General features: G+C 54.3%; 25 protein-coding genes. 12 read left to right on the plus strand and 13 right to left on the minus strand.

Features of this window, described 5'->3' with window-relative positions:
• Window positions 1–23: 23 nt before the first annotated feature.
• Genes C813_RS30875 through C813_RS30895 form a run of 5 tightly spaced genes read right to left on the minus strand, consistent with a single transcriptional unit; the run spans window position 24 to window position 5211 of the window.
• Window positions 24–554 (minus strand): Csu type fimbrial protein, encoded by a 531-nt coding sequence (locus C813_RS30875; RefSeq protein WP_017459807.1) that lies wholly within the window; start codon window positions 552–554, stop codon window positions 24–26.
• A 26-nt stretch (window positions 555–580) separates the two neighbouring features.
• Entirely contained in the window at window positions 581–1297 is a 717-nt protein-coding gene (locus tag C813_RS30880) for a fimbrial biogenesis chaperone (RefSeq protein ID WP_017459808.1), read from the minus strand.
• A gap of 24 nt (window positions 1298–1321) precedes the next feature.
• Window positions 1322–1849, minus strand: a complete 528-nt coding sequence (locus C813_RS30885) for a Csu type fimbrial protein (protein ID WP_202969607.1) — start codon at window positions 1847–1849, stop codon at window positions 1322–1324.
• A gap of 18 nt (window positions 1850–1867) precedes the next feature.
• Window positions 1868–2905, minus strand: a complete 1038-nt coding sequence (locus C813_RS30890; protein ID WP_017459810.1) for a Csu type fimbrial protein — start codon at window positions 2903–2905, stop codon at window positions 1868–1870.
• A complete protein-coding gene (locus C813_RS30895; protein WP_017459811.1) occupies window positions 2896–5211 on the minus strand; it encodes a fimbria/pilus outer membrane usher protein in 2316 nt (771 codons plus the stop codon). Before C813_RS30895 ends, C813_RS30890 begins: the two co-directional genes overlap by 10 nt.
• Before the next feature lie 402 nt (window positions 5212–5613).
• Here C813_RS30895 and C813_RS30900 point away from each other — a divergent pair, with 402 nt between their 5' ends.
• From C813_RS30900 to C813_RS30920, 5 genes are read left to right on the plus strand one after another with little or no spacing between them, the layout of a single operon-like run.
• Window positions 5614–5856, plus strand: a complete 243-nt coding sequence (locus C813_RS30900; RefSeq protein ID WP_017459812.1) for a hypothetical protein — start codon at window positions 5614–5616, stop codon at window positions 5854–5856.
• Between the two features lie 10 nt (window positions 5857–5866).
• On the plus strand, window positions 5867–6784 hold the full coding sequence (osmF, locus tag C813_RS30905; RefSeq protein WP_017459813.1) for a glycine betaine ABC transporter substrate-binding protein OsmF: 918 nt from the start codon (window positions 5867–5869) through the stop codon (window positions 6782–6784).
• A gap of 8 nt (window positions 6785–6792) precedes the next feature.
• Window positions 6793–7947, plus strand: a complete 1155-nt coding sequence (locus tag C813_RS30910) for an ABC transporter permease (RefSeq protein WP_017459814.1) — start codon at window positions 6793–6795, stop codon at window positions 7945–7947.
• Complete coding sequence (locus C813_RS30915; RefSeq protein WP_017459815.1) at window positions 7940–8887, plus strand: ABC transporter ATP-binding protein; 948 nt, start codon at window positions 7940–7942, stop codon at window positions 8885–8887. The genes C813_RS30910 and C813_RS30915 overlap by 8 nt, the downstream gene beginning before the upstream one ends.
• Window positions 8871–9608: an ABC transporter permease gene (locus C813_RS30920; RefSeq protein WP_017459816.1), complete on the plus strand. Its 738-nt coding sequence runs from the start codon at window positions 8871–8873 to the stop codon at window positions 9606–9608. Before C813_RS30915 ends, C813_RS30920 begins: the two co-directional genes overlap by 17 nt.
• Here the strand turns inward: C813_RS30920 and C813_RS46800 are convergent.
• Both C813_RS46800 and mlrA read right to left on the minus strand, forming a co-directional pair.
• Window positions 9583–9696: a protein YohO gene (locus C813_RS46800; RefSeq protein ID WP_017459817.1), complete on the minus strand. Its 114-nt coding sequence runs from the start codon at window positions 9694–9696 to the stop codon at window positions 9583–9585. The genes C813_RS30920 and C813_RS46800 overlap by 26 nt on opposite strands.
• A 60-nt stretch (window positions 9697–9756) precedes the next feature.
• The gene (gene mlrA, locus C813_RS30925) at window positions 9757–10488 is read right to left on the minus strand and encodes an HTH-type transcriptional regulator MlrA (RefSeq protein ID WP_017459818.1); all 732 of its coding nucleotides are present in this window, start codon (window positions 10486–10488) and stop codon (window positions 9757–9759) included.
• Window positions 10489–10707: 219 nt separating this feature from the next.
• Between mlrA and C813_RS30930 the strand changes: the two genes are divergently transcribed.
• The 3 genes from C813_RS30930 to C813_RS30940 are packed head-to-tail and all read left to right on the plus strand — an operon-like array spanning window position 10708 to window position 13648.
• Window positions 10708–12396, plus strand: coding sequence for a sensor histidine kinase (locus tag C813_RS30930; RefSeq protein WP_017459819.1), 1689 nt, complete (start codon window positions 10708–10710; stop codon window positions 12394–12396).
• Window positions 12390–13109, plus strand: a complete 720-nt coding sequence (gene btsR, locus C813_RS30935) for a two-component system response regulator BtsR (RefSeq protein ID WP_017459820.1) — start codon at window positions 12390–12392, stop codon at window positions 13107–13109. The genes C813_RS30930 and btsR overlap by 7 nt, the downstream gene beginning before the upstream one ends.
• Before the next feature lie 53 nt (window positions 13110–13162).
• Complete coding sequence (locus C813_RS30940) at window positions 13163–13648, plus strand: YehS family protein (RefSeq protein ID WP_017459821.1); 486 nt, start codon at window positions 13163–13165, stop codon at window positions 13646–13648.
• Window positions 13649–13721: 73 nt separating this feature from the next.
• Here C813_RS30940 and C813_RS30945 read toward each other — a convergent pair whose 3' ends face one another.
• Together C813_RS30945 and metG are read right to left on the minus strand one after the other, a co-directional pair.
• On the minus strand, window positions 13722–14177 hold the full coding sequence (locus C813_RS30945; protein ID WP_017459822.1) for a YehR family lipoprotein: 456 nt from the start codon (window positions 14175–14177) through the stop codon (window positions 13722–13724).
• 86 nt (window positions 14178–14263) lie between these two features.
• The gene (gene metG / locus C813_RS30950; protein WP_025263906.1) at window positions 14264–16297 is read right to left on the minus strand and encodes a methionine--tRNA ligase; all 2034 of its coding nucleotides are present in this window, start codon (window positions 16295–16297) and stop codon (window positions 14264–14266) included.
• A 283-nt stretch (window positions 16298–16580) separates the two neighbouring features.
• On the opposite strand from metG, the gene apbC reads away from it, so the two are divergent.
• Entirely contained in the window at window positions 16581–17690 is a 1110-nt protein-coding gene (gene apbC, locus C813_RS30955; protein WP_017459824.1) for an iron-sulfur cluster carrier protein ApbC, read from the plus strand.
• Window positions 17691–17723: 33 nt separating this feature from the next.
• Here the strand turns inward: apbC and C813_RS30960 are convergent, their stop codons facing one another.
• From C813_RS30960 to C813_RS30975, 4 genes are all read right to left on the minus strand, one after another.
• Window positions 17724–18149 (minus strand): GNAT family N-acetyltransferase, encoded by a 426-nt coding sequence (locus tag C813_RS30960; RefSeq protein WP_017459825.1) that lies wholly within the window; start codon window positions 18147–18149, stop codon window positions 17724–17726.
• A gap of 12 nt (window positions 18150–18161) precedes the next feature.
• Window positions 18162–18497, minus strand: a complete 336-nt coding sequence (locus C813_RS30965) for an RcnB family protein (RefSeq protein WP_017459826.1) — start codon at window positions 18495–18497, stop codon at window positions 18162–18164.
• 197 nt (window positions 18498–18694) lie between these two features.
• Window positions 18695–19708, minus strand: coding sequence for a zinc-binding alcohol dehydrogenase family protein (locus C813_RS30970; protein ID WP_017459827.1), 1014 nt, complete (start codon window positions 19706–19708; stop codon window positions 18695–18697).
• A gap of 108 nt (window positions 19709–19816) precedes the next feature.
• Complete coding sequence (locus C813_RS30975; protein WP_017459828.1) at window positions 19817–20947, minus strand: ABC transporter ATP-binding protein; 1131 nt, start codon at window positions 20945–20947, stop codon at window positions 19817–19819.
• Between the two features lie 352 nt (window positions 20948–21299).
• Between C813_RS30975 and C813_RS30980 the strand changes: the two genes are divergently transcribed.
• Genes C813_RS30980 through C813_RS30990 form a run of 3 tightly spaced genes read left to right on the plus strand, consistent with a single transcriptional unit; the run spans window position 21300 to window position 24761 of the window.
• Complete coding sequence (locus tag C813_RS30980; RefSeq protein WP_017459829.1) at window positions 21300–22535, plus strand: extracellular solute-binding protein; 1236 nt, start codon at window positions 21300–21302, stop codon at window positions 22533–22535.
• 56 nt (window positions 22536–22591) lie between these two features.
• Entirely contained in the window at window positions 22592–23899 is a 1308-nt protein-coding gene (locus C813_RS30985) for a carbohydrate ABC transporter permease (RefSeq protein ID WP_017459830.1), read from the plus strand.
• A gap of 10 nt (window positions 23900–23909) precedes the next feature.
• Window positions 23910–24761: a sugar ABC transporter permease gene (locus C813_RS30990; protein WP_017459831.1), complete on the plus strand. Its 852-nt coding sequence runs from the start codon at window positions 23910–23912 to the stop codon at window positions 24759–24761.

A 24761-nucleotide genomic window follows, 5' to 3' on the forward strand; every position in this document is an offset into this window, starting at 1 on the left:
CAAGGCACGGTGCTCTTTCTGTTCTAATAGGTGACCGTTAAGGTCACTGTATCGGCATAACTTCCCGCCTCCGGCATTGGCGTTCCTGCCGGAATTAAACCGTAAACCGGCGTCGTTTCCGCCGATCCTGTCCCTGTTCCTGTCGCCACCGGGTTTTGCGCATCATTAATGCCGATAGAACTGCTGTGAGCCGCGTCGGAATAGAGGTTGTAGGGCAGCAAACCTGTTGCTGTATCCGCCATTTGACGCTGTGAACTGCTTGCATGCAAACCGCCATCTGCGGTCAGTGTCCATGCCGTTCCGGTAGAGCAGAGAGTGGAAACCGCGCCGTTGGCGACGGTGCCGGAGGTCGTGTCCGCTGTCACATCTGCGGTGAGATTGGTGATGGTGCCAAAATTGAGCCGCGCCGGGCCGGTTGCACCGGTCGAGGTGGTATTGACCGAACAGGTGGATTGCACCACAGCCTGAACCTGTAGCGTCCCGGTTGCTGTCACGGCGCTGGCGGCAAACGGCAGAGATAACAATGTGTAGAAGCACAACAAATATCTTTTCATTTCGTTCTCCTCCGGGTGAGTTGCAGTTACAACGTACCGGTAATGGTTTTGCCATTGATTCGCGCCTCAACGGCGTATTGATGGCCGGTCAGGGGGGTAAACTGGGCGCCGCGAATGTCGTAATCCCGGTAGCTGTGTCCGAGGATGTAGCCATTCACCGAGTTAACATTCAGCGCCACTTTTTGATGGCTGTTGCGATCAACCAGATAAACATCGGTCAACAAGGCGTGGCGGTTGCCGTCATTGCGCGCGGAAACGTACCAGCCACGGCTGTCGCGCTTCATACTCCATGTCACCGTGGCAACCGCTTCTTGTGTGGTGATAAACAGAGGATGTGATGTCCGCAGGCTCATTTTGACGCCGCCGCCCGCGCTTCGGGCGTCAACGGGACGTGGGATCTCATCGATGATGATGCGATACGTCAGCTCTTGCGCGGGTGTGCGCGTATCTTTCCTGAAAATCCGCACGTTGTAGGAGCGGCTGGCGGCAAGCGTGACAAACGGTGGGCTAATCACAATCTCATCGGTTTCACGAAACTGGTCATTGCCTTTTTCTTGCGTCCAGCGAAAGACGCGCAGTTGAATCGGCGCGGCGTCTGCTGAGTCATTCTTGATGGTCAGCGAAATGGCTTTTTGCCCGGCGTCCATTTGCAAAGAAACCGGGGAAATCGTCAGCGCAACCGCGCTTGCGTGGCCTGTTATCAGCAAAAACAGCATGCAGCAGGGCCGCAATAACGTTCTCATACCCGTTTTTCCTCCTTCCCGTCGCTAGTAGTTGATCGTCAGCGTCACGCTGTCGCTGTAATTTCCCACGCTGGGGATAGGCGTATCCGCCGTGACGATCCCGTACATTGGCGTGAGCTGCACGACACTGGTCCCGGTGCCAGACGCGACGGGGTTCGCCGGGTCATTGATACCAATCGGGAAGGCGTATCCTCCATCACGATAGAGGCTATAGGGCAGCATCATGACGCCGTCGCTCATCTGTCGCTGTGTGCCGTTAAGGTGGTTGCCGCCATCGGCGGTGAGCGTCCACGGTACGCCGGTTGAGCAGATGACAGACGCAGCACCTGAGCCTGCGGCCGCTGCGTTAGTATCCGCACGGGTGGGTCGCCCGGCGGTAATGGTGCCGAAATTGAGCAACGCAGGTGATGGCGCGTCGCGAAAGTTACCGGTGTTGACGACGCAGGTTGCCACCAGCGTCGCCTGAATCGTCATGGTGTCCGTGGCGGTATCTGCAATCGCACAGGCGCAAAACAACATGCTGGCTGCGCTGCTAAATAGTGTTGCTCTCATTTCCATGTCCTCCTCTTGTTAATAGGAAACCGTCACAATCACCCTGTCCTGATAGGTCCCTAACGCGGAGGGCAGGGCGGATCCGGCGGCAATCTTGCCGTAAACAGTGTTAAAGGTCTGGGTTGCCGAGCCGGTGCCGCTCACGCCGTTGACGCTATCCCAAATCGTCGTCGCTGCCGCACTGGTATAAAGCTGATAAGGCAGCCTGCTACTGCCGTCGCTGCCAAGCATATTGCGATTGCCGCTGCCTGCCGCATCGCGATGCAATCCATCATCTAAATAGAGGGTGTAAGGGGTGCTGAGACTACAGGTGAAATAGACATTACCCTGTGCGCTTACATCCGCGCCGAGCGTGTTAACGGCCGCGATATTGCCAAAATTGATGTTATCCACCGCGTTAATCGAGCAGAGCTTCGGCACCACTATCGTAAAGGTGTAAGTGGTGGTTCCCCAGTCCCATCCGTCGCCGTTTGGCCCGCCTTTACCGGACTGTGTGCAGGTGCTACCAGCCGGATCGCCTTGCATATCCAGCGAAAAACGAATGCTGATGGTATACGTGCCTGGCGGTACGCTGCGTGCGCTTCCTGCGGGAAGCGTAATCGCGATAGAACTTAACAACGGCCCGCTGGTCGTACCGGATGTCCCGACTACCGAGGTACCGTTTATGCCGTACCACAAGCCCGCGCCCGCTGCGACGCTACTGGGTGCCGGGTTTGGCGAACTTGCCCCCGTGCCCGCTGTGCTATGCACGGTGTAGGCCAGCGTGTAGCTGCCGCCATTCCAGGTCATCGCTGTTGACTGACCGGTGTAGGAATCCATGTACAAACAGACCGACTGGCTGTAGCTCGGCAGAAAAATATTCCCGGAATTGCAGCTCCAGCTGTCATTAATGGTAATGGTTTGCGCCTGGGCGATGGTTGCGGCGGTATAGGTAAATGTCGCGCTGTGGATGCTGCTGTTACAGTAATCCGCGTGGGCGGTTCGTATTGGTGCGAAGTAACTGGCACAGACGACAGCTACCACAATAACGCAGCGAAGCAGCTGGGTTAGCGACATAGGATCTCTCCTGCGTTGCTGTGCTGTGTGGTTTTATGCCAGTTAAAACGCGCCTGGTATTGGCCTTTATCGAGCAAATTCACACTCAGATAGTTGGTTCCCTCTTTTAATCCCTTGAGGTAAACCAGCCCGTCGTAACCCACCACGCCGGATTGCTGACCGTTAAGCGTCACTGCGTAGCCAGGGGAAATGACCTGATGAGCGCCAGCCAGAAAAAGTTTTGCTGTGGCGCTGTCGATTTTTTCGGTTTTGAAATCGACAATGCTGCCGCGCCTCCAGCCTGCGACGGCGATTTGTTCAGTGCTGGCGGCTTCCCAGCCCTCTTGCATATCGCTGGTATCAAGGTAAATCTCGTTATCCACCCACGGCAAAATATGGGGGATAAGGAAGTTGCCTTCCGCATCGCTTTTGCCTAGATCAACGCCGCCATTCAACACGGTGCTGTTCGGTCCGGCATTTTTTACCACCACAAACGCATCACCAATTTCGTTGGCGGCAAAAAGATGGCCTCCGGCGGCAACCAGAGAACCGCTGGCGGCGAGGGTGGATTGCCGCTGACTGCCATATTGGGAGAGTTGTGCATTCAGCCATGCAGCACGCGCCCGGTAATCGCCACGAACACTAAGCAGGTTACTGCCGTTATCGTAGTGAGTGGCGTTTACTCCCCAGCCAAGGGTGTTGACCTGCTGGCTGCTGCTGCGGCTGAATTCCTGGCTATAGCTGGTGTCCGCACTGTTTTTTACCATGCTGGTCGTCGCGTCGAGACGGTCAGATAAATTAATGCGCAATCCAAGCCACAGGCTCCAGTTATCACTGTGGTTCAGATCCTTATAAATATTGGTATAGAGCGTTGCGTTGTTAGTAATGCTGGTATTGGCATTAAGCGATACCGTGCGGTATGTATCCTGTGCCCAGGCGATTTCATTGTAATAGGCACTGAAAGAGAGCCCCGGCGTCGGAGACCATGCCAGACCGTAGCGGTCGATCCGCTCGGCAATCGCGCTGGTATTAATAAAATCTTCTGCATAGGTGCGGGTGCGTAAAACATTGGCGTATTTTTTCTGCGCCAGAATATTCGCTACGCGAGCAACGTCAAAATAATTACCAAAGGTGCGCTGGGTACTGGCATTAAAGGAGATTTGTTTTGTGAGTCGACCTTCAACGCCCGCCAGTAAGAGATTACCCGATGCCCCTTTATATTCACTGCGGGCAGCATCAAGATTAATTGCCGACATCCCGGCCAGCGTTTTGGCAATACCGCCGCCAATATTGGCAAGACCATCGGATGTATATTCTGTGTGACCGGTTAATGTTGCAGTTGGCCGCCAGCCATAACGCAAAGAACCGATGGCAAACAGATGGCTATCATAATCACTTGATGCGGTGCTATAGCCAAAGCGTGGAACGCCGATATCAATCGAGTACTCTTTGAGATCTTCACGCAATACCTTCGGCGTGTAGTAGTACGCCTGGGTTGTGGCTATTTGTTGCCCGTTAATATCGCGTGTGATCAGTGTGACGTCGTTACCAGATACTGAAGGCAACATTTTGAGATCGAATGGGCCGGAGGGGATTTCTCCGCTGTAAATACGCTGCTGGTTAACATAGAGATCGAGCGAAGAAGGCAGCGCTGCCGAACCAGAATAAGAGGGTAACGCCGTGGTAATAATATCGGAGCGTTGCTGGTAAGCGCTGGCAATCTGTATGCCGGCCAGCCTTACGCTACTGCCCCATTCAACCGTGTTACTGACAAAATCCCCAAGTTGCCATGAGCGAATATTCTTCGCATCGACATATTGCCAGTAAGAGTCGAGGCGCACAAAATCATTATTAATAAAATGAGAGCTGCCATTATTATAAAGCCCGGATGAGACGAAATTACCGTAGTTACTGCTGAAAATTCCTTCCATATTGGCCGAGAAAAAATTCCCCGCGTCATTATTTTCATTATAAAGGTTATAATTCAGCACCCCCGCGTTAATTCCCCCGGCATCCATGTTGGTTTTTTTCTGATATTGATCTGAAGCCATGTTTAGCTGGTAAGGAGTAAGCCTGTCGGTGGGCAGGTTAATATCAATGCTCTGGGTCTCAACATGATATTGATAACGTAATTGAGGAATGTCGTTAAGCTTTACCAAATGGTTGTCGGCAATATCAGATGCGATGTTAATGCGTAATTTACGCAAATCACGGCCGTACGCCAATATTTCACCCTTCGGATTTTGCTGGAATTGACCAAAGTCGTCGGTTTTTGATTGATTAATTCTCACATCAAGTACCAGTGCAGTAAGGTCGCTATTTTTCATTGTCGGGTTCTTTGGAATCACCAGCGGAGATGGATGGCGTGCTAATTCTTCTGACGAAGATTGCGGTGAGGATATCTGTGTAATATCCTGGCTGTGCGGCGGTATAGTTAGCGGCGAAAGCAGCGCTCTCTGCGCATGAGCCAGACCATAAACAGTGCAGTAGCTGAGTAAAATAATTAGTGCTAATCGGGTTTGCCATATCATCATTTGAATGCAGTTTGACATTGAAAATTCGTCAATGAGCAGGTTTAAACATCATCAGTTTTGGTTTCGGCTAGTTAATTGACGCATCATGTCATTAAATTTAGTTTTTAATTTTTATTTTTGCTGAAAGGCAGGGGAGAGACAGGAATTGTAATACTGGTTGTTTTCTCTTTGAATGTTTGGATATTAAGAACTTTCATGCTTTTGTTCTCGTTAACCGACGGCGATTCAAAAGGGAAATATGATAAAACAAAATATAATATCGATAAGTCAGCGTTTTTTGGCATGATTTTCAATTCAAGCTGGGTAGCACCGATGCGTAATGACAATATCGTGCGTTTTCCCCCTCGCGTTTATTGCATCAAGGCGTTACTCCAGGCAAAACTGGGTTTTTCGTCTACGCTTTTTTCTCAAACTGCTGAAAAAGTCGGTAAAAAATGAGGGAAGTACAATGACAATCATGAAAAAGATTGCGTGCTCAATAGGGTTGATGGCCGCCGTGAGCCTCCCGCTGCAGGCGGCTGAGCCGGTAAAGGTCGGCTCCAAGATTGACACCGAAGGGGCGCTGCTGGGCAATATCATTTTGCAGGTTCTGGAAAGTCATGGCGTAAAAACAGTCAATAAAGTGCAGCTCGGCACCACGCCAGTGGTTCGCGGCGCGATTACCTCTGGCGAGCTGGATATTTACCCGGAGTACACCGGTAACGGTGCGTTCTTCTTTAAAGATGAGAACGATGCGGCGTGGAAAAACGCGCAACAGGGCTACGAGAAAGTCAAAAAGCTGGATGCCGAAAAAAATAAGCTGGTCTGGCTAACCCCTGCCCCGGCGAATAACACCTGGACTATCGCGGTGCGTCAGGATGTGGCGCAGAAAAACAAACTTAACTCGCTTGAGGATCTGAGCCGCTACCTGAAGCAGGGCGGTGACTTTAAGCTCGCCGCTTCGGCTGAATTCATTGAGCGCACCGATGCGCTGCCCGCCTTTGAAAAAGCCTATGACTTTAAGCTGAAACAGGATCAGTTGCTGTCGCTGGCCGGTGGTGATACAGCGGTAACCATCAAAGCGGCGGCACAGCAAACCTCCGGCGTCAATGCGGCGATGGCCTACGGTACGGATGGCCCGGTGGCAGCACTCGGTCTGCAAACCCTAAGCGACCCGAAAGGGGTGCAGCCCATCTATGCGCCCACGCCAGTGGTTCGCGAATCTGTGCTGAAAGCCTACCCGGAACTGGATACGTGGCTGAAACCGGTCTTTGCCAGCCTGGATGAGAAAACGCTGCAAAAACTCAACGCCAGCATTGCGGTTGAGGGGCTGGATGCGAAGAAAGTCGCGGCAGACTACCTGAAAGAAAAAGGCCTGGTGAAATAATTACCCCTATGGATGTTTCGATACGCTGCCATAACCGTGTGTTGTTGCTGTTGGCGGTGCTGGGCGGGCTGGCGGCGTGGCTGCCGTTTGTGAACTATGCGCCAAACCGGCTGGTTTCCGGTGAAAGCCGCGCCTTATGGCAGCTTTTTTCCGTGCTGTGGCTAGTCGCACCCTGTCTCTTACTGGCAATGAGCTTTATTCCCGGTCGCGGTGCGCAGGTGGCAACTCTGCTGTTCACAGAAGTGCTGTTCTGCCTGCTGATATGGAGCGCGGGCAGGGCGGCGACCGATCTCGTGCAAACGGGCAGCCCGCTGGCGCGCACATCACCTGGCAGCGGGTTATGGCTGTGGCTGGCACTGACGCTGTTGGCCTGTAGCGATGCGATTCGCCGGGTTGTCTCCAACCCCGTGTGGCGCTGGCTGTTGCATGCGCAGGTGTGGTGCTTTCCTCTCTATTTATTGCTCAGTGGCGCGCTGGATAATCTCTCGCTGCTACGCGAATACACCAATCGCCAGGATGTGTTCAACGATGCGCTGGCGCAGCATTTAACGCTGTTGTTTGGCACATTGCTGCCTGCGCTGGTGGTCGGCTTTGCCATCGGGCTGTGGTGCTATCGTCACCCCTCTCGGCAGGGGCCGGTGTTCGCGGTGCTCAACGTCATTCAAACGATTCCGTCGGTGGCGCTGTTTGGCTTACTGATTGCGCCGTTAGCCGGGCTGGTAAAACAATTCCCCAAACTTAGCCAGTTTGGGATTGCCGGCACCGGCATGACACCCGCGCTGATAGCGTTAATTCTCTATGCCTTACTGCCGCTGGTGCGCGGCGTCGTCGCCGGGTTAAACCAGGTGTCGCAGGAGGTGCTGGAAAGCGCCGAAGCGATGGGCATGAGCGCACGCCAGCGTTTCTGGCAGGTGCGCGTGCCGCTGGCGCTTCCGCTGCTACTGCGCAGCCTGCGGGTGGTGGCGGTGCAAACGGTCGGGATGGCGGTCATTGCCGCATTGATTGGCGCGGGCGGGTTTGGTGCGCTGGTCTTTCAGGGGCTGCTGAGCAGCGCGCTGGATCTGGTGCTGCTGGGCGTCATTCCGGTTATCGCTATGGCGGTGATCGTTGATGCGTTATTTGCGTTAGGGATAGCGCTGCTGAAGGTGAAACATCATGATTGAATTTAACAACGTCAGTAAAACCTTTGCCGGGCAGCCCGCGGTAAGCCATCTTGATTTACAGGTTAAAACTGGCGCATTTTCGGTGCTGATTGGCACCTCGGGATCCGGAAAATCCACCACCCTGAAGATGATTAACCGGCTGGTGGAGCATGACGAAGGTACGATTACTTTTGCCGGGGTGGATATCCGCTCGCTGCCGGTGCTGGAGCTGCGCCGTCGCATGGGTTATGCCATTCAATCGATTGGATTATTTCCTCACTGGACGGTGGCGCAGAACATTGCCACCGTGCTGCAACTTCAAAAGTGGTCGCGCGCGAAGCGTGACGCGCGGGTTGATGAACTGATGGCTCTGCTGGGGCTGGAGCCTTCCCTGCGCGAGCGTTTTCCCCACCAGCTTTCCGGTGGGCAGCAGCAGCGTGTGGGCGTTGCCCGCGCGCTTGCCGCCGACCCGGAAGTCCTGTTAATGGATGAGCCTTTCGGCGCGCTTGATCCCGTGACACGCGCGGCATTACAGCAAGAGATGGTGCGCATTCACCGCCTGCTTGGACGCACCATTGTGCTGGTGACGCATGATATTGACGAAGCATTGCAACTGGCCGATCACCTGGTGCTGATGGATGGCGGAAAGGTGGTTCAACAGGGGACGCCGTTGTCAATGCTGACTGCGCCGCATAACGATTTTGTGCGCGAGTTTTTTGGCCGCAGCGAGCTTGGCGTGCGGCTGCTCTCACTGCGCCAGGTTAGCGGTTATCTGCGCAGTGAACGTGTTGATGTCGGCGAACCGCTTCAGGAGGCGATGACGCTGCGTGAAGCGCTCTCTGCGTTTGTCGCTCAGCAGTGCGAGGTGCTGCCGGTGAATAATGCGCAGGGGCAGCCCTGCGGCAGCCTGCATTTTCGCGATTTGCTGCGCGTGGAGGCCGCTTGTGAAGATTCTGCGTGACCCGCTGCTGTGGTTGTTGGCACTGTTTGTTGCGCTGCTGGTCTGGTTGCCGCACAGCGCGGCGCTGTTTAGCGCGTTCTTTCCGCAACTTCCGCGCCCGGTCTATCTGCAGGAGAGTTTTATTTCGCTGACCGTCGCCCATTTCTCGCTGGTAGCGATTTCCAGTGTGATTGCGATTGTGCTGGGTGTTGGCGCAGGCGTTGCGGTCTCTCGTTCTGCCGGGCGGGAGTTTCGCCCGCTGGCGGAAACCATTGCCGCCGTGGGGCAAACTTTTCCCCCGGTGGCGGTGCTGGCGATTGCCGTGCCGGTGATGGGTTTTGGTAAACAACCGGCAATTATTGCGCTGGTACTGTATGGCGTATTGCCGATCTTGCAGGGCACGCTGGCGGGGATCGCCTCGGTGCCGGAAAGCGTGCAAAGCGTGGCGAAAGGTATGGGCATGAGCGCGTGGCAGCGGTTGTTAAAAGTGGAGTTGCCGCTCGCCGCACCGATGATTATCGCCGGGGTGCGCACGTCGGTAATTATTAATATCGGCACCGCCACCATCGCGTCAACGGTGGGCGCAAGTACGCTGGGTACGCCAATCATCATTGGCCTGAGCGGTTTTAATACGGCTTATGTGGTGCAGGGGGCGGTGCTAGTGGCGCTGGCAGCGATTATTGTCGATCGGGGATTTGAACGGCTGGCGCAGCGGCTCAACCGACACCGCCACGCACAATAAACGAATAACCGGCGAGCATGACGCCACCAATTCCGCCGATAGCCATCAGCAAAAAGACAGCGATAACAAGGATTTTACCAGACTTCATTTTATGCTCCTTCTGAATCAGGCTGGCATTATAAAGGTAAGTTGAGTTGTTAATAAAACATTAAATGCCGAGCAACCAGACGCTGTGTCCCGCGTCGCGCCATGCCAGCATCTGCTGTTGCTGCGATTCGCCCGGCGTTTCGCCGCACCACACCAGCAGTGTCCTGCCGGGGAACATCTCCGGGCGCAGCTGGGGCAGGGCGTGCGCCAGAATATCCACCCGCCATCCCTGCTGGCTTGCCATCCAGCCCTCCAGCCACAGCCGCGTGGTGTCCTGCACATTCCAGCCAACCACCAGCGCGTCTTTGCCCGGTTTTTTACGCGCAGATGTCAGGCAGCCGGAAATGTAATTGATAAGGATGCCGTCGAGCAGGCTCAGCATCGCCAGCAGGGCGGGCTGCTGAGTTTGTAGCCGCAACCGTAAAGGGATGAGCAGATGCGTTGTCAGCGCCTGCGCCGGGTAGTCGCGCCCGTGCTCTTTGATCCACTGATGCAGACGGTGCGGGTCGCCCTGTTGCAGGTATTGCAGGGCGGTTTCCTGCTGGGCGCGCCAGCCATCTCGCGTCTCTTCCAGCGCCGAAGAGAGCAGCTTTTGCACTTTACTGACCTGCACGCCGGTTTCGATCCAGCGTTTGATCTCCCGGATGCGGTCAATGTCCTCTTCGGTGAATAACCGGTGGCCGCCATCCGTGCGCTGGGGTTGTAATAGTCCATAACGTCGCTGCCAGGCCCGCAGCGTCACGGGGTTGATTTCGCATAACAACGCCACTTCACCGATTGTGTAAAGCGCCATGGTGTTACCCTCGCCAGCCGACTCCCTGTATAACTGTAGCCGCTGCCGCCTGGTACAGGATGCGCAGCCGCAAAATTGCGCAAAATGTGTGCGACCGGTTAATCACTCTGGCTTACTTTGTGATGCGGAGCACGATTTTGTATTTTTTTGCAGCGCTTCAAAGAAACATCTGAAAACACCCTGTATGTTACGCGCTTTGGTTGATGTGGTGTTGCGGGTATGTACGAGTTCAATCTGGTGTTGCTGCTGCTTCAGCAGATGTGTGTGTTTCTGGTTATCGCCTGGTTGATGAGCAAAACGCGGCTGTTTATTCCGCTGATGCAGGTGACCGTGCGCTTACCGCATAAGCTGCTGTGCTATGTCACCTTCTCCATTTTTTGCATTCTCGGCACCTACTTCGGCCTGCATATCGAAGATTCTATCGCCAACACGCGCGCGATTGGCGCGGTGATGGGTGGCCTGCTTGGCGGTCCGTTAGTGGGCGGTCTTGTCGGGTTAACCGGCGGTATTCACCGCTATTCGATGGGCGGCATGACCGCGCTGAGCTGCATGCTCTCTACGTTTGTTGAGGGGTTGCTCGGCGGCCTGGTTCACCGCGCGCTCATCAAACGCGGGCGCACCGATCTGGTGTTCAGCCCGTTTACCGCCGGGGCGGTGACCTGCGTGGCGGAACTGATCCAGATGCTGATTATCCTGCTTATTGCCCGTCCGTTTGATAGCGCGTTGCACCTGGTGCAAAGCATTGCGGCACCGATGATGGTCACCAATACCGTTGGCGCGGCGCTGTTTATGCGCATCCTGCTTGATAAGCGCGCGATGTTCGAAAAGTACACCTCGGCGTTTTCCGCCACCGCGCTGAAAGTGGCGGCTTCAACGGAAGGGTTTTTGCGCCAGGGCTTTAACGAAGAGAACAGCATGAAGGTGGCGCTGGTACTCTATAAAGAGCTCGATATTGGCGCGGTGGCGATAACCGACCGGGAAAAACTGCTGGCCTTCACCGGCACCGGAGACGATCACCATCTGCCGGGGCGACCTATCTCGTCGGTGTGGACGCAGCGCGCCATTGAAACCGGCGAAGTGGTTTATGCCGACGGTAACGAAGTGCCCTACAAATGTTCGCTCCACCCGCAATGCAAGCTCGGTTCGACGCTGGTGATCCCGCTGCGTGGCGAAAACCAGCGTGTGGTGGGCACGATCAAATTATATGAAGCGAAAAACCGCCTGTTCAGCTCCATCAACCGCACGCTGGGCGAGGGGATAGCGCAACTGCTCTCGGCGCAGATCCTTGCCGGGCAGTACGAGCGGCAAAAGGCGCTACTCACCCAGTCGGAAATCAAGCTGCTGCATGCGCAGGTAAATCCGCATTTCCTGTTTAATGCCCTGAACACGCTAAAAGCGGTGATCCGCCGCGACAGCGATCAGGCCGGGTTGCTGGTGCAATATCTCTCGACGTTCTTTCGTAAAAATTTAAAACGGCCGTCGGAAGTGGTGACGCTGGCGGACGAAATTGAGCATGTGAATGCCTACCTGCAAATTGAAAAAGCGCGTTTTCAGTCGCGTTTGCAGGTGCAATTGCATGTGCCGGAAGCACTGTCACACTTGCAACTTCCGGCATTTACCCTGCAACCGATCGTGGAAAATGCCATTAAACATGGCACGTCGCACCTGCTGGGCGTGGGTGAGATTGTGATTAACGCCAGCCAGGACGGACGGCATCTGGTGCTCGACATTGAAGATAATGCCGGTTTGTACCAGCCGAAAACCGACGCCAGTGGATTAGGGATGAGCCTGGTGGATAAGCGCCTGCGCGCGCGGTTTGGCGATGAGTGCGGCATTACCATTGCCTGCGAGCCGGATCTGTTTACCCGCATTACCCTACGACTCCCGCTGGAGGAACACGCATGTTAAAAGTGCTGATTGTTGATGATGAACCGCTGGCCCGGGAAAACCTGCGTATTCTGCTCCAGGAAGAGAGCGACATTGAGATTGTGGGCGAGTGCGGCAACGCCGTCGAAGCAATTGGCGCGGTGCATAAATTGCGCCCGGATGTGCTGTTTCTTGATATCCAGATGCCGCGCATTAGCGGGCTGGAGATGGTCGGGATGCTCGATCCGGGAAACCGGCCGTATGTCGTGTTCCTGACCGCGTTTGACGAATACGCGGTACAGGCGTTTGAAGAACATGCGTTCGATTACCTGCTCAAACCGATAGAAGCTCGCCGCCTGGAGAAAACCCTCAGCCGCCTGCGTCTTGAGCGAAACGTGCAGGATGTGTCGGTGTTGCCGGAAAACCAGGAAGCGCTGAAATTTATTCCCTGTACCGGGCACAGCCGGATCTGGTTATTGCAGATGGATGAAGTGGCGTTTGTCAGTAGCCGCATGAGCGGCGTGTATGTGACCAGCCAGGAAGGCAAAGAGGGGTTTACCGAGCTGACGCTGCGCACGCTGGAGAGCCGTACCCCGCTGGTGCGCTGCCACCGCCAGTACCTGGTTAATATGGCGCATCTTAAAGAGATCCGCCTTGAAGATAACGGCCAGGCGGAATTACTGCTGCGCGATGGCCTGACGGTGCCGGTGAGTCGACGTTATCTGAAAAATTTAAAAGAGGCGTTGGGGTTGTAAATTCCTGTGCGATGCCTACACTGCGCGCTGGTTCATCATTTCCGGAAACAAACATGCTTAATAACGATATCCTGCGCAGCGTGCGTTACACCCTGCAAGCTGATAACACCGCGCTGGTGCGCATTCTGGCACTGGCAGACACGGCAGTGACCGTTGAACAGCTGGCGCCCTGGCTGCGCAAAGAGGACGAGGAAGGTTATAAGCCGTGCCCGGATATTGTGTTGTCCGCGTTTCTGAATGGCCTTATCTATGAAAAGCGTGGCAAAGAAGAAACCGCACCGCCGCTGGTAGCTGAACGCAAGCTGAATAACAACATCGTGCTGAAAAAGCTGCGCATCGCCTTCTCGTTAAAAACTGACGATATTCTGGCCATTCTGACTGCCCAGCAGTTTCGCATCTCTATGCCGGAAATTACCGCCATGATGCGCGCGCCGGATCATAAGAACTTCCGCGAATGCGGCGATCAGGTGATGCGCTATTTTTTACGTGGTCTGGCGGTACGCGAGCAAAAACCGAAGGGTAAAACCGACGCGGAATAATCGATAATCCTTCAGACTGCATCGCTGGTGGTTTAGCGCCGCCAGCAACGCGCAGCCTGAAGGAGAATATGACTTACTGGACTTCTTTAAAGCCGCGAGATTTCAGCAGCTCTTCTGATTTCTTCATGCTGATTTTGCCATTGACCGTGCCGGTAAACTCGGAACCCTGCAGGTTGTTCAGCGCAGCAAAATCGACCTCGTTGTAATCCACGTCCAGCGTCTCTTGCGCGTAGGTTTCCTGATAATCGACGCTCTCTTTGATCCCTTTAATGCTCTGGTATTTTTTGCTGATCGGATCCAGAACCTTCATGGCTTCCTCTTTGTTTTTCGCACCAATTGAGGAGTATTCAATTTTATTTTTCGCCGTCTGGCGCTCGACCTGGTCACCTTTGTAGTAATAGGTGAGCGTCACTTCTGTGCCCGCTTGTGCGAAGCTAAAGGTTTTGCTCTGCTCTTTTTCACCACAGCCGCTCAGGCCAATAAGTAAAGCGACAGAAAAAAGTACGGCGATGAATTTACTCAATTTCACGATATTCCCCTGTTTTCCATGTGAAGTAATGTTTGGTAATGCAAAATTGAGTATAGAAAAAGGCGCTGAATTCAGCGCCTTATTTTTTACTTCACTTGCTGACCTGCTTTTGCGCCGCTATCGGGGCTTAACAGGAAGATATCTTTCCCGCCAGGGCCGGCGGCCATCACCATCCCTTCAGAGATACCAAAACGCATTTTGCGCGGTGCGAGGTTGGCGACCATCACCGTCAGGCGACCAATCAGCGCGCTCGGATCCGGGTACGCGGAACGGATGCCGGAGAAAACATTGCGTTTTTCGCCATCCAGATCCAGCGTCAGGCGCAGCAGTTTGTCGGAACCTTCGACGAACTCGGCGTTTTCAATCAGTGCCACGCGCAGATCGACTTTCGCGAAATCATCAAAGCTGATGGTCTCCTGAATCGGGTTATCTGCCAGCTCGCCGGTGACCGGTGCGGCAGTCGCTTTCACTTCCTCTTTTGACGCTTCCACCAGCGCTTCCACTTGTTTCATCTCAATACGGTTATACAACGCTTTGAAGGCGTTAACTTTGTGACCAAGCAGCGGCTGGTTGATGGCATCCCACTCAAGCGTGGTGTTGAGGAACGCTTCGGTGCGCTCTGCCAGCGACGGTAGAACCGGTTTCAGCCATGTCATCAGCACGCGGAACATGTTCAGCCCCATGGTGCAAATGGCTTGCAGATCGGCGTCGCGGCCTTCCTGTTTTGCCACCACCCACGGAGCTTGTTCGTCAACGTAGCGGTTCGCCACGTCGGCCAGCGCCATAATTTCGCGTACCGCTTTGCCGAACTCACGACTCTCCCACGCCTCGCTAATGGTCGCTGCCGCGTCGGTAAAGGTTTTGTACAGCGCAGGATCCGCAAGCTCTGCTGCCAGCACGCCATCGAAACGCTTATTGATAAAACCGGCGTTACGGGAAGCGAGGTTAACCACTTTGTTGACGATGTCGGCATTCACGCGCTGGATGAAATCTTCGAGGTTGAGATCGATATCATCAATGCGCGAAGAGAGTTTCGCCGCGTAGTAATAGCGCAGGCTGTCGGCGTCGAAATGGTTCAGCCAGGTGCTGGCTTTAATAAACGTACCGCGCGATTTGGACATCTTCGCGCCGTTCACTGTCACATAACCGTGCACGAACAGGTTGGTCGGCTTGCGGAAGTTGCTGCCTTCCAGCATCGCCGGCCAGAACAGGCTGTGGAAGTAAACAATGTCTTTACCGATAAAGTGATACAGCTCGGTAGTGGACTCTTTTTTCCAGTATTCGTCGAAGCTGCTGGTATCGCCGCGCTTGTCGCACAGGTTTTTGAACGAACCCATGTAACCAATTGGCGCATCCAGCCAGACGTAGAAGTATTTGCCCGGCGCGTTCGGGATTTCAAAACCGAAATAGGGCGCATCGCGGGAGATATCCCACTGCTGTAAGCCGGATTCAAACCACTCCTGCATTTTGTTTGCCACCTGCTCCTGCAACGCGCCGCTGCGTGTCCACGCCTGCAACATTTCGCTGAATGACGGCAGATCGAAGAAGAAGTGCTCGGAATCACGCATCACCGGCGTCGCGCCGGAAACCACCGACTTCGGCTCAATCAGCTCGGTCGGGCTATAGGTCGCACCGCACACTTCGCAGTTATCACCGTACTGATCCGGTGATTTACATTTCGGGCAGGTGCCTTTCACAAAACGGTCCGGCAGGAACATGCCTTTTTCCGGATCGTAGAGCTGAGAGATGGTACGGTTTTTAATAAAACCGTTCTCTTTCAGGCGAGTGTAGATAAGCTCCGACAGTTCGCGGTTCTCGTCGCTGTGCGTCGAGTGGTAGTTGTCGTAGCTGATGTTAAAGCCAGCAAAATCAGTCTGATGCTCCTGACTCATGTCCGCAATCATCTGCTCCGGAGTGATCCCCAGTTGCTGTGCTTTCAGCATGATCGGCGTGCCGTGGGCATCGTCCGCACAGATGAAGTTGACCTCGTGGCCGCGCATTCGCTGGTAACGGACCCAGACATCAGCCTGGATGTGCTCCAGCATATGGCCGAGGTGGATGGAGCCGTTGGCGTACGGCAGTGCGCACGTTACCAGAATTTTCTTCGCGACTTGAGTCATAGTAGGCATTACATCTTCTTGAGAAAAAGGGGTATCGATAGTACCAAAAGGGGAATTAGCGCGCTACGCGATCTGCTGACGTTTTAATTCAGGCAGGGATTTTTGGGTAAAGATTGCTCCCTCGGTACTAAGGGCTTTAAGAACGTTTCAATCTCTATATGAATACATGAGTAATAATTAACTCATGCGTTAACGGCATTTATCCGTAAATGAATAATTGTTGCCCGTGGGGTAAACTTGCTGGCTACAATGTCGTTTTCAGAACAACTACAAAGGAGTCGGGATGAGTTCGCAATCCCAGGCCAAATCCCCGGAAGCGTTACGCGCGATTGTCACCGGGACGCTGGCCGATTTTCAGCACCCAACCCTGAAGCACAATCTCACCGCGCTTAAAGCGGTGCACCATGTCGCATGGCTGGATGACACCCTGCACGTTGAACTGCTGATGCCGTTCGTCTGGCGCAGCGCGTTTGAAGAGTTAAAAGCCCAGTGCAGCGCCGAATTGCTGCGTCTGACCGGCGCGCGCGCCATCGACTGGAAGCTGTCGCACAACATCGCCACCTTAAAACGTGTGAAGAACCAGCCGGGCGTCAACGGTGTGAAAAACATCATTGCCGTCAGTTCCGGCAAGGGCGGGGTAGGGAAATCCTCCACGGCGGTCAACCTGGCGCTGGCGCTGGCTGCTGAAGGGGCGAAAGTCGGTATTCTCGACGCCGATATTTACGGCCCGTCGATCCCGGTAATGCTCGGTGCGGAGCATGAGCGTCCGACCTCGCCGGACGGCACGCATATGGCGCCGATTATCGCCCATGGTCTGGCGACCAACTCGATTGGCTACCTGGTCACTGATGATAACGCCATGGTGTGGCGCGGCCCGATGGCCAGCAAAGCGCTGCTGCAACTGTTGCAGGAGTCCATGTGGCCGGATCTGGATTACCTGGTGCTGGATATGCCGCCAGGCACCGGTGATATTCAGTTGACGCTGGCGCAAAACATTCCGGTGACCGGCGCGCTGGTGGTGACCACGCCGCAGGATATCGCGCTGATTGACGCCAAAAAAGGCATCGTCATGTTCGAGAAAGTGGAAGTGCCGGTGCTCGGTATTGTTGAAAACATGAGTATGCACATTTGCAGCAACTGCGGTCATCACGAACCGATTTTCGGCACCGGTGGTGCGGAAAAACTGGCCGAACAGTATCACACCGAGTTGTTGGGTCAGATGCCGCTGCATATTTCGCTGCGTGAGGATCTGGATAAAGGCACGCCGACTGTGGTGAGCCGCCCGGACAGCGAATTTACCGCTATCTACCGTCAACTTGCCGGGCGCGTAGCCGCGCAGCTTTACTGGCAGGGTGAAGTCATTCCTGGCGATATCGCGTTTCGCGCGGTGTAAACCAGTCAACCTCTCCCGTTCGGGAGAGGTTTTTTACTTCTTCAGATAGTGCATCAGTACGTAATCCCCTTCCGGCGAAACGCCTTGTGCTTCGATATGCCAGCCGTGGTGCTGATAAAACGCCAGTGCGGTTTTGTTCTGCAACAAGCATTTCAGCGCGCCGGTGCCGGTAAAGGTAGATTGCGCATGTTTGAGTAGTGCGCTGCCGACGCCTTTGCCCTGAAAGGCCGGGTCGACAAACAGGTTGTGCAGGAAATTGTCGTTTTCATACACCGAGGCGAACCCCAGCCGGTGGCCCTCTTCTTCGGCGACCCAGATGGTTTCATCGAGCGTGGCGGCGTCAAAATCTTCCAGCCGCCAGTCGCTACCATCAAGCCAATGCCAGCTCGCTTTGCGGGCGTGTAAAAAAAGGGTACGTAAAAACGGTCTGTCACTTTCCTGCCAGCGGCGAATAATCATTCAGCTCCTGGTTTAGCGATGGTAAAAGATGTCGCCGTTATAGGCTTTGAGGATTTTGCCTTCGGCATCAGTAATAAGCACATAGTTGCCGCCCATGTAGGTCCAGTGGCTACCGGCTTCAGGGGCGGGCAGGTTACGCAGTTGCCACTGTTTAATGTTGTACTCTTCGCTGCGGTACATTTCCGGAACGGTGTCGCCAATGGTGAATTTCGTAAAGTCGGCGACGAACTCATTAATTTCGTAAGATTGCGCCCCGCTAGCGCCTGGCGTAGCGGTTTGCGGTGCGGCAAAGGCCGTCGTGGCGGTTGCCAACAGCGCGCCCAGAAGCATCATTTTTGTTTTACTCATACTCTCTCCAGGTTGTTCTTATCCATTTCACGCGGTTGCATAAATAGCACGCCATCATTGCCGTTAACGGACAACGGAGCAACCACCAAAAAATAACGCTTTGGTAAAAAGTGTAAGCAAACCCAGGGCAGAGCAGGAAAAGCGGACGGCGATTTTCGCTATCCGCTTGTAACCTTTGAGAATAATCCTGGCGAGTATTAGCCAGCAAACCCTTCCAGCACGATTTTCCCCACCGCCCGCTGGCTTTCCAGCAACGCATGGGCTTTGCGCAGGTTCGCGGCATTGATGGTGCCAAAGTGCTCACCAAGCGTGGTTTTTAACACGCCTTCATCGATCAACTGCGCCACGCGGGAGAGCAACTGGTGCTGGGCAATCATATCCTCGGTGGTGAACATTGAGCGGGTAAACATAAACTCCCAGTGCAGCGAAATGCTTTTCACCTTCAGCGGCAGCGCATCCAGGCTTTGCGGATCGTCAATCAGCGCCAGTTTACCCTGCGGTTTCAGGGCGTTAATCAGCTGCTGATAATGCTCTTCGGTGTTATTGAGGCTGGCGACATGCGATACCTGTTTGATACCAATGCGCGCCAGTTCTTCGGTCAGCGGTTTACTGTGGTCAATCACATAGTGCGCGCCCAGTTCTTTTACCCACTGCTGGCTGGCGGGGCGGGATGCCGTACCAATCACCGTTAAGCGGGTTAACTTACGCGCCAGCTGCGTCATGATCGAGCCTACGCCGCCCGCCGCGCCAACAATCAGCAGCACATCGTTTTCGCAGCCGTCCTCTTTGATGCCTAGACGGTCGAATAACAACTCCCAGGCGGTAATAGCGGTTAAGGGCAGTGCGGCGGCGGAAGCGTTATCCAGCGTTTTCGGTTTGCGCGCCGCGATGCGTTCGTCCACCAACTGGAATTCGCTGTTGCTGCCGGGGCGGGTCAATGCGCCGGCGTACCACACTTCATCGCCCGGCTGGAACAACGTCACCGCGTCTCCCACGGCAGTCACCACGCCAACGGCATCCCAGCCCAGTACGCGCGGCGCATCGGCGTTGAAACCGGCACGTACTTTGGTATCCACCGGGTTGACGGAAACGGCTTTTACTTCAACCAGCAAGTCGTGGCCGCTGGCGGTCGGTTGTGGCAGTTCAATGTCGGTAAGAAAATCCAGATTGCTGCCGTTCTGCGCGGCGCGGGTAATAGCGATAGCTTTCATCATGGCTCCGTTAATGCGTTTTTAGTGTCGATGCAGATAAGGGTAGTCAAAGCTTATCTGATGAAAAACACGCAAAACGGAGCAGCACTTATCCTCGATGAGTGAAAATCAATTGATCTGGCCGTCCGGGGCGTCCGGGTTTGGCACCGGAATATCGGCGCTGACGCGCAAATCCTGATCGTCGAAAATCATGCAGTGACGGCTATCGAAGGCGAGGGTAATTTTCTGCCACGGACGGAAATGGACATCCCCCGGCAGCAGAATTTTTATGTTGTCATGGCCGTAACATTGTCCGAACAGATAGGTGTTATTCCCCAGGCGTTCCACCACTTCACACTGAAATTCCAGCGGCGTGCCGCGCGTAACATCAGTAGAGAGATGTTCCGGGCGAATGCCGAGCGTGATCGAAGCGCCGGGTTCCAGCCGCGAGGTGTCGATACCGAGCGTTAATTGATGCCCCTGCGCCAGCGTGAGGGTCACTTCGCCGGGTTGCCAGGCTTTAACCGTGGCGGGCAGGAAGTTCATCTTCGGCGAGCCGATAAACCCGGCGACAAACTTGTTTTTCGGGTTGTAGTAGAGCGACATCGGCGAGCCCATCTGCTCGACATTGCCGTAGTTCATCACCACGATTTTATCCGCCAGAGTCATTGCCTCCACCTGATCGTGGGTGACATACACCATGGTGGTTTTCAGCTCCTGGTGCAGGCGCGCAATGTGCAGGCGCATCTCGACGCGTAATTCGGCATCGAGGTTTGAGAGAGGTTCGTCGAACATAAATACGCGCGGGTTACGCACAATCGCGCGGCCAATGGCGACGCGCTGGCGCTGGCCGCCGGAGAGCTGTTTCGGTTTTCGGTCCAGCAGGTGGCTCAGTTGCAGGGTTTTCGCCACCATCTCCACCTGGCGGCGGATCTCCTCTTTCGGCACTTTGTTCACTTTCAGCCCGTAGCCCATGTTTTCCGCCACGGTCATATGCGGGTAGAGCGCGTAAGACTGGAACACCATCGACACGCCGCGATGCGCTGGCGCGACATCATTCATCACTTCGTCGCCAATCAATACTTCGCCTTCGCTAACCTCTTCCAGACCGGCAATCATGCGCAACATGGTTGATTTGCCGCAGCCGGAAGGGCCGACAAATACCGCGAATTCGCCATCATCAATCGACAAATTGACATTGTTCAGCGTCACCGTGTCGCCAAACCGTTTGGTGACATTCCTCAATCGTATATTTGACATCAACGTTCCCCGAATGTAGTAGCCGTTATTTACCGTTTATGCCGTGTGCTGAGTGTTTTTGTATTACGTATAACAATTATATGGCATCGCTGCGTAACGGCGAAAAATCTTGCTATGACTATAACTTCCAGTGTTTTTGAGCCCTATATCGAATTTTCATTTCTGTAATGCCGGTCACATAACTCACCGTTTATGCTCGTTTTATTAATTGGTAAAGCGTAGCGTATAACAAATTCAATAAGGCGGATGAATGCGTCTTAAACCCTGCAATATCAGGTGGTTTGTTTAAAGGGTACTCTGATGTTGCGTCATAAAAACCACAAAATTGTTATACCTTGACATGAGGTTGATAATGAAAAAGAACACACTTACTGCACTGATCCTCTCTGCACTTGCCGTTGGCCAGACGGTTAGCCTGTCGGCGCACGCTGCCACCCAGCAGCTTAATGTCTGGGAAGACATCAAAAAGTCAGTCGGCATTCAGGACGCCGTAAAAGATTTCGAACAAAAGTACGACGTCAAAGTTAACGTGCAGGAGATGCCTTACGCGCAGCAACTGGAAAAATTACGCCTTGATGGGCCAGCCGGAATTGGCCCGGATGTGCTGGTCATTCCCAATGATCAGCTGGGTGGCGCGGTGGTGCAAGGGCTGCTGACCCCCCTGAATCTGGATAAAGAAAAAGTTGACGCCTTTACGCCTGCGTCAATCAACGCCTTTCGTCTGGATAACACTCTGTATGGTGTGCCGAAAGCGGTGGAAACCCTCGTGCTTATCTATAACAAGGAACTGATTGATAAGCCGCTGCAAAGCCTGCCGGAGTGGCTCGACTATTCGAAAAAACAGCGTGCGCAGGACAAATACGGGCTGCTGGCCAAGTTTGACCAGATTTATTACAGCTGGGGTGCCATCGGGCCGGAAGGTGGCTACCTGTTTGGTAAAAATGATAAAGGCGGCTTCAACCCGCAGGATATTGGCCTCAATAAACCGGGCGCGGTGGAAGCTGTTACTTTCCTGAAAAAATTCTACGCCGAAGGTGTGTTCCCTTCCGGCATCCTCGGCGATAACGGCCTGAACGCCATCGATTCGCTGTTTACCGAGAAAAAAGCCGCAGCGGTGATCAACGGCCCGTGGGCATTCCAGCCGTATGAAGCGGCGGGCATCAATTACGGCGTCGCGCCGCTGCCGAATCTGCCGGACGGCAAGCCGATGAGCTCGTTCCTCGGCGTGAAAGGCTATGTCGTTTCAACCTGGAGCAAAGACAAAAAGCTCGCCCAGCAATTCATCGAATTTATCAACCAGCCGCAGTACGTGAAAACGCGCTATATCGCCACGCGTGAAATCCCGGCGCAGAAAGCGATGATTGACGATCCGGTTATCAAAAACGACGAAAAAGCCAGCGCTGTGGCGGTACAGGCGGCGCGCGCGACGGCAATGCCGGGCATTCCGGAGATGGGCGAAGTGTGGGGCCCGGCGAACGCCGCGCTGGAGCTGAGCCTGACCGGCAAACAGGAACCGCAGGCGGCGCTCGATGCGGCCACCAAACAGATCCATATGCAAGTTGAAGCGATGCAGGCCAGTAACCAGTAACCGCGTGTTGTTGCGAAACGGGAGGGGCACCTCCCGTTGTTGAAAAGGAGTCGTACGTGATTATCAGTCCCAGCGAAAATTTTGCCAAAACGCGTGGCGCAGGGCGGCATGCGTGGTGCGGGCTGCTGCTGGCCGTTGTGCCGGGTTTTGGTCAGTTTTATCACCGCCAGTGGTTCAAGGGCCTTATCTTCCTGGTGCTGCTTAGCAGCTTTATGGGCATTTTTTACGATTTTCTGCGTGAAGGATTGTGGGGGTTATATACGCTTGGCGAAGAGGTCCCGCGTGATAACTCCATTTTCTTGCTGGCGGAAGGGATTATCAGCGTACTGATCATCGCCTTTGGCGTGATGGTCTATTACCTCTCGCTGCGCGATGCGTGGGTAAACGGTAAAAAACGCGACGCAGGAAAACCGCTCAACAGCGTGCGCAAACAGTACCAGATGTTGCTCAGCGACGGTTTCCCGTATCTGATGATCACGCCAGGCTTTATTCTGCTGGTGTTCGTGGTGATTTTCCCGATCCTCTTTGGCTTTGCTATTGCTTTCACTAATTACAATCTTTACCACACGCCGCCAGCCAAACTGGTGGACTGGGTGGGGTTAAAGAACTTCGTCAACATCTTCACCTTGTCGATCTGGCGTTCAACCTTCTTTGATGTGCTGCAATGGACGGTGGTCTGGACGTTGCTGGCAACCACATTGCAGTGCTCCGTCGGCGTGCTGCTGGCGATTCTGGTGAACCAGAAAGATCTGCGCTTTAAGCCGCTGGTACGCACCATTTTTATCCTGCCATGGGCGGTGCCGGGGTTTGTCACCATTTTGGTGTTCGCCGGGATGTTTAACGATTCGTTCGGCGTGATTAATAATGCCATTCTCGCGTTCTTCGGCATTGCGCCGAAAGCGTGGCTGACGGATCCGTTCTGGACGAAAACGGCGCTGATCATGATGCAAACCTGGCTCGGTTTCCCGTTTGTTTTCGCCATGACCACCGGCGTGTTGCAGGCTATTCCTGACGATTTATACGAAGCGGCGAAAATGGATGGCGCGGGCACCTGGACGCGGCTGCGCACCATTACGCTGCCGCTGGTGCTGTACTCGATTGCGCCGATCATCATCACCCAATACACCTTCAACTTTAACAACTTCAATATCATCTATCTGTTTAACAATGGCGGCCCGGCGGTGGCGGGGGCGAACGCGGGTGGGACGGATATTCTGGTGTCGTGGATTTACAAACTGACGATGTCCTCCTCGCAGTACGCGATTGCGGCGACCATCACCATTTTGCTGTCGATTTTTGTCGTCGGCCTGGCGCTGTGGCAGTTCCGCGCGACCAAATCCTTTAAAAACGACGATATGGCATAAGGGAAGAAAAATGGCTCAATCACAAAGTATCCGCCGCGAGAAGTGGATCCGCCTGACGCTCTCCTGGCTGGTTATCGGGCTGGTATCGCTGATTATCATCTACCCATTGGTATGGACGGTTGGTGCGTCGCTGAACGCCGGTAACAGCCTGCTCAGCACCTCGATAATCCCGGAAAACCTCTCGTTTCAGCACTATGCCGATCTGTTCAACGGCCAGGTCAACTATCTGACCTGGTACTGGAACTCAATGAAGATCAGCCTGCTGACCATGGTGCTGACCTTAATCAGCGTCAGTTTCACCGCCTATGCCTTTTCCCGCTTTCGGTTTAAAGGGCGGCAGAACGGGTTGATGCTGTTTTTGCTGTTGCAGATGATCCCGCAGTTTTCGGCGCTGATCGCCATTTTCGTGCTGTCGCAACTGTTGGGCTTAATCAACAGCCATATGGCGCTGGTACTGATTTATGTCGCCGGGATGATCCCGATGAACACTTATCTGATGAAAGGCTATCTTGATGCCATTCCGCGTGATCTGGATGAGTCCGCACGCATGGACGGCGCGAGTAACTTCCGCATTTTTATTGAGATCATCATGCCGCTGTCGAAACCGATTGTCGCTGTGGTGGCACTGTTCTCTTTCACCGGGCCGCTGGGGGATTTCATTCTCTCCAGCACCATTTTGCGCACCCCGGACAAATACACGCTGCCGATTGGGCTTTACAACCTGGTAGCGCAAAAAATGGGCGCCAGTTACACCACCTACGCGGCGGGCGCGGTGTTGATCGCCGTTCCGGTGGCGATTCTTTATCTGGCACTGCAAAAATACTTCGTCTCCGGCCTGACCTCCGGCAGCACCAAAGGATAA

This window comes from Kosakonia sacchari SP1, from assembly GCF_000300455.3.
Lineage (GTDB): Bacteria > Pseudomonadota > Gammaproteobacteria > Enterobacterales > Enterobacteriaceae > Kosakonia > Kosakonia sacchari.

Coding starts and splice junctions, on each gene's coding strand:
- C813_RS30915 (WP_017459815.1), top strand. CDS start 7,940: ATGATTGAATTTAACAACGTCAGTAAAACCTTTGCCGGGCAGCCCGCG.
- C813_RS46800 (WP_017459817.1), bottom strand. CDS start 9,696: ATGAAGTCTGGTAAAATCCTTGTTATCGCTGTCTTTTTGCTGATGGCT.
- metG (WP_025263906.1), bottom strand. CDS start 16,297: ATGACTCAAGTCGCGAAGAAAATTCTGGTAACGTGCGCACTGCCGTAC.
- C813_RS30880 (WP_017459808.1), bottom strand. CDS start 1,297: ATGAGAACGTTATTGCGGCCCTGCTGCATGCTGTTTTTGCTGATAACA.
- mlrA (WP_017459818.1), bottom strand. CDS start 10,488: ATGGCGCTTTACACAATCGGTGAAGTGGCGTTGTTATGCGAAATCAAC.
- C813_RS30965 (WP_017459826.1), bottom strand. CDS start 18,497: ATGAGTAAAACAAAAATGATGCTTCTGGGCGCGCTGTTGGCAACCGCC.
- C813_RS30885 (WP_202969607.1), bottom strand. CDS start 1,849: ATGAGAGCAACACTATTTAGCAGCGCAGCCAGCATGTTGTTTTGCGCC.
- apbC (WP_017459824.1), top strand. CDS start 16,581: ATGAGTTCGCAATCCCAGGCCAAATCCCCGGAAGCGTTACGCGCGATT.
- C813_RS30910 (WP_017459814.1), top strand. CDS start 6,793: ATGGATGTTTCGATACGCTGCCATAACCGTGTGTTGTTGCTGTTGGCG.
- C813_RS30980 (WP_017459829.1), top strand. CDS start 21,300: ATGAAAAAGAACACACTTACTGCACTGATCCTCTCTGCACTTGCCGTT.
- C813_RS30930 (WP_017459819.1), top strand. CDS start 10,708: ATGTACGAGTTCAATCTGGTGTTGCTGCTGCTTCAGCAGATGTGTGTG.
- C813_RS30895 (WP_017459811.1), bottom strand. CDS start 5,211: ATGAAAAATAGCGACCTTACTGCACTGGTACTTGATGTGAGAATTAAT.
- C813_RS30960 (WP_017459825.1), bottom strand. CDS start 18,149: ATGATTATTCGCCGCTGGCAGGAAAGTGACAGACCGTTTTTACGTACC.
- C813_RS30900 (WP_017459812.1), top strand. CDS start 5,614: ATGCTTTTGTTCTCGTTAACCGACGGCGATTCAAAAGGGAAATATGAT.
- C813_RS30970 (WP_017459827.1), bottom strand. CDS start 19,708: ATGAAAGCTATCGCTATTACCCGCGCCGCGCAGAACGGCAGCAATCTG.
- C813_RS30875 (WP_017459807.1), bottom strand. CDS start 554: ATGAAAAGATATTTGTTGTGCTTCTACACATTGTTATCTCTGCCGTTT.
- osmF (WP_017459813.1), top strand. CDS start 5,867: ATGACAATCATGAAAAAGATTGCGTGCTCAATAGGGTTGATGGCCGCC.
- C813_RS30940 (WP_017459821.1), top strand. CDS start 13,163: ATGCTTAATAACGATATCCTGCGCAGCGTGCGTTACACCCTGCAAGCT.
- C813_RS30975 (WP_017459828.1), bottom strand. CDS start 20,947: ATGTCAAATATACGATTGAGGAATGTCACCAAACGGTTTGGCGACACG.
- btsR (WP_017459820.1), top strand. CDS start 12,390: ATGTTAAAAGTGCTGATTGTTGATGATGAACCGCTGGCCCGGGAAAAC.
- C813_RS30990 (WP_017459831.1), top strand. CDS start 23,910: ATGGCTCAATCACAAAGTATCCGCCGCGAGAAGTGGATCCGCCTGACG.
- C813_RS30890 (WP_017459810.1), bottom strand. CDS start 2,905: ATGTCGCTAACCCAGCTGCTTCGCTGCGTTATTGTGGTAGCTGTCGTC.